This window comes from Streptomyces sp. UC4497, assembly GCF_054871485.1.
Map to the genome: position 1 here is coordinate 1 of NZ_JBTYHB010000073.1, position 9,353 is coordinate 9,353.

Below are 9,353 nucleotides of genomic sequence, written 5' to 3' on the forward strand. Positions count from 1 at the left end.
CGCGGATCAGCTTCTTGTTCGCGAACTCCGCCATGCCGTACTTGCCCAGCTCACGGCCGATGCCCGAGCGCTTGACGCCGCCGAAGGGCAGGTCGGCCTGCGTGCCCGCCAAGCCGTTGATCCACACCATGCCGGTGTCGAGCTGGTCGGCGACCCGCTTGGCGCGCTCGACGTCGCCGCTCCACACGGCGCCGCCGAGACCGTACGGCGAGCTGTTGGCCAGCTCGACGGCGGCGGCGTCGTCCGCCACCGGGTAGACGACGGCGACGGGGCCGAACAGCTCCTCCTTGTAGGCGCGCATCTCGGGCGTGATGCCGGTCAGCACGGTCGGCTCGACGTACGCGCCCGGGCCCTCGCCACGGCCGCCGCCGGTGTGCAGCGTAGCGCCCTTGTCGACGGCGTCCTTGATCTGCTCGAGGAGCTGGTCGGCGGCCGCGCGCGAGGACAGCGGGCCGAACTTGGTGCCGGGCTCCAGCGGGTCGCCGGCCTGCACCGCGCCGACGTTCGCGGTCAGTTCGCGCACGAAGTCCTCGTAGAGACCCTCCTGCACGAGGAAGCGCTTCGGCGAGTTGCAGGCCTGCCCCGCGTTGCCGAGCCGGCCCATCGCCGCCTTGCGGGCCGTCTTCGCCACGTCGTCGGTGTCCAGGAGGATGAAGGCGTCCGAACCGCCCAGCTCGAGGACGCACTTCTTCAGGTTGCGGCCCGCGATCTCGGCGACGGCCGAACCGGCCCGCTCACTGCCGGTCAGCGAGACACCCTGGTTGCGCGGGTCGGCGATGATGTCGGCGACCTGGTCGTTGGTCGCGAACACGTTGATGTACGCGCCGCTCGGCAGGCCGGCGTCCGTGAAGATCTGCTCCATCGCGAGGGCCGCCTGCGGACAGCTGGGCGCGTGCTTGAGCAGGATCGTGTTGCCGAGCATCAGGTTCGGCGCGGCGAACCGGGCCACCTGGTAGTACGGGAAGTTCCACGGCATGATCCCGAGCAGCGAGCCGAGCGGGGCGGTGCGCACGGTGGCAGTGCCGCCGCCGCTGACCGAGAGCTCCTCGTCGGCGAGGAAGCCGGGGCCCTGGGTGGCGTAGTACTCGTAGATGCTGGTGACGATGTCGATCTCGCCCTTGGCCTGGGCGAGCGGCTTGCCCATCTCCAGGCTGATGATGCGGGCGAGCTCGTCCTTGCGCTCCTGGTAGATCTCACCGACGCGGTGCAGCACCGCGGAGCGGGTCTCCACGGGCGAGTTGCGCCAACTCTGGTATGCCGCATGGGAGTCGGCCAGTGCCGCCTCGATCTGCTTCGCGGTCGCCTCGGGGAATTCCTCGAGGGTCTCGCCGGTCGCCGGGTTCACCGTTTTGTAGGCCGTCATGCTCGCGACCATACCTTTTGCCTCCCGCCGCCCGTCCAGACCCTGCCCACCCCCAGGAAACGTACTACGGGTTATTGACGCTGCTGCAGCCGAGCGTGGAGTGTTGTGTCATCCGAGGACTCATCGAGGACTGGGGGACCGCCATGCGCGTCGAGTTCCGGACCGCCCCGACGCACTACCGCCACTGGTCGCTGAAGGTCGACGAGGCCGTCGCCACGCTCACCATGGACGTGGCGGAGCAGGGCGGCCTCGTTCCGGGCTACGAACTCAAGCTCAACTCCTACGACCTGGGCGTCGACATCGAGCTGTACGACGCCGTGCAGCGGCTGCGCTTCGAGCACCCCGAGGTGCGTGCGGTCGTGGTGACGAGCGGCAAGGAGAAGGTGTTCTGCGCCGGGGCGAACATCCGGATGCTGGCCGGATCGAGGCACGCGTGGAAGGTGAACTTCTGCAAGTTCACGAACGAGACGCGGGGCGCCATCGAGGACGCCTCCGCGCACTCCGGCCAGACCTACCTCGCCGCCCTCAACGGCACGGCGTCGGGCGGCGGTTACGAGTTGGCGCTCGCCTGCGAGCGGATCCTGCTCGTCGACGACCGCTCGTCGACGGTGTCACTGCCCGAGCTGCCGCTGCTCGGCGTGCTGCCGGGCACCGGCGGTCTGACCCGGCTCGTCGACAAGCGGCACGTCCGCCGCGACCGCGCCGACTACTTCGCCACGAAGCCGGAGGGCGTGGGCGGGCGGCGGGCCGCGCAGTGGCGCCTGGTCGACGAGGCCGTGCCGCGCAAGGAGTGGGAGCACACCGTCGCCGCCCGCGCGGCCGAGGCCGCCGCCCTCTCCGACCGCCCGACGGGCGAACCCGAGGGGATCCGCCTCACCCCGCTGGAGAAGACCCGGACCGAGGACCGGGTCGAGTACCGGTACGTGCACGCGACCCTCGACCGCGCCCGCCGCACCGTGGAGATCACGCTCGAAGGACCACCGGAGGACGCGCCGGCCGACCTCGTCGCCCTGCACCGGCAGGGCGACGCGAGCTGGCCGCTCGCCCTGGCCCGAGAACTCGACGACCTCGTCCTCGATCTGCGCACCAACGAACCGGAGTTGGGCACCTGGGTCGTACGGAGCCGGGGCGACGCCGCCCGCGTCCTCGACCACGACGCCCTGCTGCTCGCGCACCGCGACGACTGGCTCGCCCGCGAGATCACGCTCTACCTCAAGCGCATGCTGAAGCGCCTCGACCTGAGCAGCCGCAGCCTCATCGCCCTTGTCGAGCCGGGCAGTTGCTTCGCCGGGACGCTCCTGGAGACCGTCCTCGCGGCCGACCGGTCCTTCCAACTGGCCGGAGTCTTCGAGGAGATCGCCCCGGCCGCCGATCCTGCCGCACTCGTCGTCGGCCCGATGAACCTCGGCCCGCTCCCCATGAGCAACGGGCTGAGCCGCCTCGAGACCAGGTTCTACGGGGACGCTCCCGCGTTGGCCGCGGCTCAGGACGCAGCCGGCCGACCGCTGGAAGCCGAGGAGGCCGAGCGGCTCGGACTGGTCACCTTCGCCCCCGACGACATCGACTGGGACGAGGAGGTGCGCATCTCGCTGGAGGAACGGGCCGGGTTCAGCCCGGACGCCCTCACCGGACTCGAGGCGAACCTGCGCTTCGCGGGCCCCGAGACCCTCGAGACCAAGATTTTCGGGCGCCTCACCGCCTGGCAGAACTGGATCTTCAACCGTCCCAATGCCTCGGGCCCCGAAGGGGCCCTGCGCAGGTACGGCACCGGACAGCGCGCCGAATTCGACCGGAAGCGGGTGTGACGATGGCGCTCACCGCCGACTACACGGACAAGATCCCCAACAACGTGGATCTGCACGAGGACCGCCGGCTCCAGCGGGCCCTGGAGTCCTGGCAGCCCAACTTCCTCACCTGGTGGGACTCCATGGGCCCCACCCTCCCCACCGACGACGTGTATCTGCGCACCGCGGTCGACGTCGGCCGGGACGGCTGGGCCCAGTTCGGGCACGTAGCCATGCGCGACTACCGCTGGGGTGTGTTCCTCGCCGAGCCGAAGCCCGAACGCCGGATCGCCTTCGGCGCGCACCGCGGCGAGCCCGCCTGGCAGCAGGTGCCCGGCGAGTACCGGGCCGATCTGCAGCGCCTCATCGTCATCCAGGGCGACACCGAACCGGCCAGCGTCGAGCAGCAGCGCAACCTCGGTGCCACCGCGCCCAGCCTCTACGACCTGCGCAATCTCTTCCAGGTGAACGTGGAGGAGGGCCGGCATCTGTGGGCGATGGTGTATCTGCTGCACGCCTATTTCGGCCGGGAGGGGCGCGAGGAGGCCGAGGAGCTGCTGCACCGCAACTCCGGCAGCGACGAATCGCCGCGCATCCTGGGCGCGTTCAACGAGGAGACGCCCGACTGGCTGTCCTTCTTCATGTTCACGTACTTCACCGACCGCGACGGCAAGTACCAGCTGGGCACGCTCAAGGAGTCGGCCTTCGACCCGCTGTCGCGCACGTGCGAGTTCATGCTGAAGGAAGAGGCGCACCACATGTTCGTCGGCACCACCGGCATCGACCGGGTGGTGCTGCGCACGGCCGAGCTGATGCGCGAGCACGACACCGAGGACCTGACCGGCTGCGGCGGCATTCCGCTCGACGTGATCCAGAAGTACATCAACTTCCACTACTCGGTCTCGCTCGACCTGTTCGGCTCGGAGACGTCGACGAACGTCGCCAACTACTACACCTCGGGCCTCAAGGGCCGCTGGGGTGAGGAGCGCCGGGGGGACGACCACACGCTGGCCGACGACTCGTTCCTGGTCGACGCGCTGGTCGAGGGCGCGATCGGGCAGCGGGAGGTCGCGGCGCTCGTGGGCCTCAACACCGATCTGCGCCGCGAGTACATCCGCGACTGCCACAGCGGCCTCAACCGCTGGAACCGCCTCCTTGAAGAGGCCGGGATCGACCGGCGGCTGTACCTGCCGCACATCGCGTTCAACCGGCAGGTCGGCGCCTTCGCCGCGGTCGAGGCGGCGCCCGACGGGACGCTCCTCACCGCCGATGCGTGGAATGACTCCAAGGGCGCCTGGCTGCCGACCGAGGTGGACAAGACGTACATCCGCTCGCTGATGCGGCCCGTGCACGAGCCCGGCCGGATCGCCTCCTGGATCGCTCCGCCGCGCCAGGGCATCAACGGCAAGCCGTTCGACTACGAGTACGTGCACCTGACCTGAGGACGCCCGAAGCCGAGGACCGGGGAGTCGACGATGAGCGAACCCTTCAACGCGTGCCGCTATCTGCTCGACCGCCGGATCGACCACGGGGACGGCGCCCGCCTCGCGCTGACCGGCCCCGCGGGCGAGGTCACCTACGCCGACCTGCACGACCGGGTGTGCCGCACGGCGAACGGTCTGCGCGCGATCGGCCTGCGGCCCGAGCAGCGCGTGATGCTGTTCATGGCCGACTCCCCCGGCTTCGTCACCGTCTTCCTCGCCGCGCTGCGGGTCGGTGCGATACCGGTGCCGGTGTCGACCATGCTGCACGCGGGCGACCTCGCCGAGCTGCTGCGGGACGCACGGGCGGCGTTCCTCGCCGTCGGCTCCTCGTACGCGGCGGTGGCCGACAAGGCGGTGCCGGACGCTCCGGAGCTGCGAGGGCTGCTCGCCGGGGACGATGTCACGCTCACGAGCAGCCTCCCGGTGCACCGGCTACGGGAGTTGGCCGCGGCGGACCCGGACACCGACGTGTACGCCACGACGGCCGACTCCCCCGGCTTCTGGCTCTACACCTCCGGCACCACCGGCTCGCCCAAGGCCGCGATGCACCGGCACGGCGCCGTCGCCGAGGTCTGCGAGACGTACGCGACCCGGGTCCTCGGCATCAGGACCGGCGACCGGTGCCTGTCGGCGGCCAAGGCGTTCTTCGCGTACGGCCTCGGCAACTCGCTGCTGTTCCCGCTCGCGGTGGGGGCGACGACCGTGCTCGAACCGGAGCCCGCGCGCCCGGAGTTGCTGGCCGCGCGGGCCCGGGAGTCCGGAGCCCGCGCGCCCGGAGTTGCTGGCCGCGCGGGCCCGGGAGTTCGGCGCGACACTGTTTTTCGCAGGGCCGACGTTCTTCGCCAATATGCTCCGCGCCGACCTCCCCGGCGACGTACTCTCGGGCGTCAGGCTCGCCGCGTCCGCGGGCGAGCCGCTGCCCGCCGCTTTGCAGCACCGCTGGAGCGAACGCTTCGGCGTCGACATCATCGACGGCATCGGCATGACCGAGACGCTGCACATCTTCCTGTCGAACGCGCCGGGAGCGATCCGTCCGGGAACGACGGGCCGACCGGTTCCCGGCTACGAGCTGCGCGTCCTCGACGAGGAGGACCGCGAGACCCCGGCCGGCACACCCGGCACCCTGCACGTGCGCGGCCGCTCCGTCGCCACCGGCTACTGGGCCCGTTACGACGACTCCCGCCAGGTGTTCCGCGGCGAGTGGCTGCGCACCGGAGACACCTACGTACGCGACGAGGACGGGTACTTCACGTGTCTCGGCCGCACCGGGGACATGCTCAAGGCCGGCGGCATCTGGGTGTCCCCCGCAGAGGTCGAGGCGCGGCTGCTGGAACACCCCGCCGTAGCCCAGGCGGCGGTGGTCGCGGCGACGGACACGGACGGCCTGGAGAAACCGGTCGCGTACGTCGTCACGTCACCGGGGCAGGACGTCACCGCAGGTGAACTCATCGCGTACTGCCGCACCGGACTGCCCTCGTTCAAGCGGCCCCGGCACGTACTGTTCACTGAGGCGCTGCCGACGACCGCGACCGGCAAGATCCGCCGCGTGGAACTACGGGCCCGCGCGGCCGGCGATGTGAACGCTGCCCGAGAACAGCAGGAGGAGACCTGATGCTGGACGGCCACCCGCTGATCGACGTCCACCTCCACCCGGCACGGCTGTCCACGCTGAAACCCACGTACGATGAGTGGACGCAGGGCATCGCAGACCACGATCTCCTCGCCCGCATCTACGACGGCGACACGGTGAACCCCGAGGCGTTCCACCGCCATCTCGTCTCGGAGGGCGTCGACATCGCGCTGCTGCTGTCGGAGTACAGCCCGCGGGCGACCGGTATCCAGCCGGTGGAGGACCTGCTGCCGATCACGTCCTACGACCCGTCGAGGGCCAAGGCGATCGCCAACATCAACCCGCACCTGCACTACCCCATCGAGGAGGAGCTCCAGCGCCAGCTCGACCTGGGCGCGGTCGCCTGCAAGCTGCACCCCGTGCACGCGGGCGTCGCCGCCAACGACCGGCGCCTCTACCCCGCGTACGAGCTCTGCCAGTCGGTGGGCATCCCGCTCGTCGTGCACTGCGGCACGAGCACGTTCCCCGGCGCCCTCAACAAGTACGCCGACCCGCTGTTCCTGGACGACGTGCTGCGTGACTTCCGGCGGCTCGACGTGGCACTCGCGCATGGCGGGCGCGGCTGGTGGTACGACGCGGCGGCGTTCATGGCGCTGTCCAACGAGCACGTGTGGATCGAACTCTCCGGTCTTCCGCCGTCCCGCCTGCGCACGTACTACGGCAAGCACGACTGGGCCCGTCTCACCCGCCGCATGATCTTCGGCACCGACTGGCCGGGGGTGCCGGGCATCGCGAAGAACGCCCGCGCGGTGGCCGCCCTGTGCCCGGACGAGACGACCGCGGGCCTGGTCCTGGCGGGGAACGCGGCGCAGGTGTACCGGCTCAAGCTGGAGGCGTGACCGGGGCGGTCAGCCGGTGACCGGGGCGGTCAGCCGGTCCCACTCCGCCTGCGCGTCCGCGTGCCAGCGCTCGTGCAGCTCGGTGAAGAGGTTCGCGGAGCGGGCGCCGATCCAGTGCGGCGGCAGCAGCTCCAGGGGCAGCTGCGGGTCGAGGGCCGGGAAGCGGCGCCATGCGTCGACGAGCCGGATCTGCGCGAGGAGGGTGTCCGTACCGGGTTCGGCCCGCATTCCGGCAAAGGCGCGGACGAACTCCTCGTACTCCGCGGCGAGATCGCCGAGCCGCCACGCCTGCTCGACCATGTCCCGCTCGGACCCGATCCCCGCGAAGGGCCCGCAGAAGGAGGACACTTCCGGACCGAGCCCCAGCTCCTCCACCACCTGCTTGGCCTCCGCCTCGCGTGCGGTGTGCGGGCCCACCCAGAGCCCCGGCGCGGGGCTGCCGAGGCCCACCCAGGTCAGCCGGGTGCGCAGCCGGTGGCGCAGTTCACGCCTGCTCTCCGGGACGCTGACAAGCAGCACCAGCCAGCGGCCGTCCCAACGCGCCCGCTCGCGCCCGAAGGAGTAGATGCGCTCCGCACCCTCGCCCAACAGCGTCCTGCCGTGGTCGGTCAGCGCCCAGCGCACCCGCCGCCCGGACCGCTCGGCGGTGACGAGGCCGCTCGCCGACAGCCGGTTCAGGGCCTGGCGGGCCGCCTTCTCCTCGACGCCGAGGCCGTCCATCACGTGCAACAGCGCCGAGGTCCAGACGGGGGCGTCCCGTGGCAGTACGTACTCACCGAGCACGGTGAGCAGGAGGGAGCGCGCGCTCCCCGATCCGGTCGGCCTGGTCAATCCGGGCTCCTCCACTGGGCGTTGCCCCAGGGTAACCGACTCCTGCTACAGACCGATGGCGTGGCACCACACTTTCGTAGAGTGTCGAGGAACCCTCAACGCTTGACGCCGACGCCCGCGAAATGGGTGACCTCGACGTCCCCGTCCTCGGGCTCGGGGCGCCACCGGGAGCAGGAGACGATGCCCGGAGGGAGCAGTTCCACGCCGCTGAAGATGCGCTCGAGGTCCTCACGGTTGCGCAGTGTCATGGGGGCCGAGCCCTGACTGTTCCAGTACTCGACCGCCGCCGTCATGGCCTCGCCGTCGACCTCGGTGGTCGGGTGCGAGACGACGAGGTGGCTGCCGGGTACGGCGGCGTCGAGGAGGCGGCGCACGATGTCGACCGCCTCGTCGGTGTCCATGACGAAGTTGAGGACGCCGAGCATGGTGATCGCGACGGGCTGCTCGAGGTCCAGGGTGGCCGCGGCGCCCCGCAGGATCGCCTCCGGGTCCCGCGCGTCCGCCTCGATGTAGTCGGTGGCCCCCTCGGGCGTGCTGGTGAGCAGGGCCTGGGCGTGGTTGAGGACGACCGGGTCCTTGTCGACGTAGACGATCCGGCAGCTCGGGTCGACGCCCTGCGCGACCTCGTGGGTGTTGTTCGCGACGGGCAGGCCGGTGCCGATGTCCAGGAACTGCCGGATTCCGGCCTCGCCGGCCAGGTGGCGCACGGCGCGGGCCAGGAAGCGCCGGTCGGCGACGGCCGAGCGGGGCAGCTCCGGCACGAAGCCGAGGATCTGCCCGCCGACCTCGGCGTCGACCTCGTAGTGGTCCTTGCCGCCCAGCCAGTAGTTCCAGATCCGGGCGGAGTGGGAGACGTCCGTCCGCAGCGGGTCGGCGGCGGTGTCGCGGGACGCGGAGTCGGGCATGCCGGAAGGCTCCTTCGAACAGTGCGAATCGGGGCGAGGACCAACCTAAGCGCGCTCGATCAACTTCGTTGCCGTTTACCGAGGTTGCTCCCGGCCTGGGGCCCGTCCTTTTGGATCAGACCCCAGGCGTCCCGCTGCTCGGCTCAGCGCCGCCCCTTGAGCCTCTCCACGCCCGCGACGCCGACCGCGGCGAGGCCGATCTGCATGGCCAGTTCGATCCAGTCGATGCCGTCGGTCTCGGCGACGTCGAAGGCGCCGGCGAGGCCGGTTCCGATGAGCGCCGCGGCGATGCCGACCAGCAGCGTCCACAGGATGCCGATGCGTTGGCGGCCCGGAATGGCCAGCCGGCCCAGCACGCCGATCACGATGCCGATGACGATCGCGGTGAAGATGCCGGAGATCTCCATACCTGTCTGCCTCCCCTTGATCCGACACTTCGACGTTTCGACACAGCTGTCGAATGTCGATTTACGTGTTCCCCGGGATGAGGGACGCAGTCCCGCCGACGACGGTTGAG

8 protein-coding genes and 1 pseudogene are annotated in these 9,353 nt (G+C 70.7%); 5 read left to right on the forward strand and 4 right to left on the reverse strand.

The window, feature by feature from the left end:
- Positions 1–1,363: NAD-dependent succinate-semialdehyde dehydrogenase (locus ACYSUO_RS42150; RefSeq protein WP_461781493.1), on the reverse strand; the 1,363-nt coding region annotated here is incomplete at its 3' end.
- Positions 1,364–1,506: 143 nt separating this feature from the next.
- Between ACYSUO_RS42150 and boxC the strand changes: the two genes are divergently transcribed.
- The 5 genes and pseudogenes from boxC (at position 1,507) to ACYSUO_RS42175 (ending at position 7,100) form a co-directional block, all read left to right on the forward strand.
- The gene (boxC, locus tag ACYSUO_RS42155) at positions 1,507–3,168 is read left to right on the forward strand and encodes a 2,3-epoxybenzoyl-CoA dihydrolase (protein ID WP_461781494.1); all 1,662 of its coding nucleotides are present in this window, start codon (positions 1,507–1,509) and stop codon (positions 3,166–3,168) included.
- 2 nt (positions 3,169–3,170) lie between these two features.
- The gene (boxB, locus tag ACYSUO_RS42160) at positions 3,171–4,589 is read left to right on the forward strand and encodes a benzoyl-CoA 2,3-epoxidase subunit BoxB (protein WP_461781495.1); all 1,419 of its coding nucleotides are present in this window, start codon (positions 3,171–3,173) and stop codon (positions 4,587–4,589) included.
- A 33-nt stretch (positions 4,590–4,622) separates the two neighbouring features.
- Positions 4,623–5,291 (forward strand): annotated as a pseudogene (locus tag ACYSUO_RS42165) (AMP-binding protein); the annotation flags it as partial.
- 118 nt (positions 5,292–5,409) lie between these two features.
- Positions 5,410–6,243, forward strand: a complete 834-nt coding sequence (locus tag ACYSUO_RS42170; protein ID WP_461781496.1) for an AMP-binding protein — start codon at positions 5,410–5,412, stop codon at positions 6,241–6,243.
- The gene (locus tag ACYSUO_RS42175; protein ID WP_461781497.1) at positions 6,243–7,100 is read left to right on the forward strand and encodes an amidohydrolase family protein; all 858 of its coding nucleotides are present in this window, start codon (positions 6,243–6,245) and stop codon (positions 7,098–7,100) included. Before ACYSUO_RS42170 ends, ACYSUO_RS42175 begins: the two co-directional genes overlap by 1 nt.
- Before the next feature lie 9 nt (positions 7,101–7,109).
- On the opposite strand, the gene ACYSUO_RS42180 is transcribed toward ACYSUO_RS42175, so the two are convergent.
- The 3 genes from ACYSUO_RS42180 to ACYSUO_RS42190 all read right to left on the reverse strand — a co-directional run bounded on the left by ACYSUO_RS42180 (position 7,110) and on the right by ACYSUO_RS42190 (position 9,243).
- Positions 7,110–7,931 carry a PaaX family transcriptional regulator gene (locus ACYSUO_RS42180; RefSeq protein WP_461781498.1) on the reverse strand — a complete coding sequence of 274 codons (822 nt, stop codon included), beginning with the start codon at positions 7,929–7,931 and terminating at the stop codon, positions 7,110–7,112.
- 95 nt (positions 7,932–8,026) lie between these two features.
- The gene (locus tag ACYSUO_RS42185; RefSeq protein WP_461781499.1) at positions 8,027–8,836 is read right to left on the reverse strand and encodes an SAM-dependent methyltransferase; all 810 of its coding nucleotides are present in this window, start codon (positions 8,834–8,836) and stop codon (positions 8,027–8,029) included.
- Positions 8,837–8,979: 143 nt separating this feature from the next.
- Entirely contained in the window at positions 8,980–9,243 is a 264-nt protein-coding gene (locus tag ACYSUO_RS42190; RefSeq protein ID WP_266724405.1) for a GlsB/YeaQ/YmgE family stress response membrane protein, read from the reverse strand.
- Positions 9,244–9,353 lie beyond the last annotated feature (110 nt).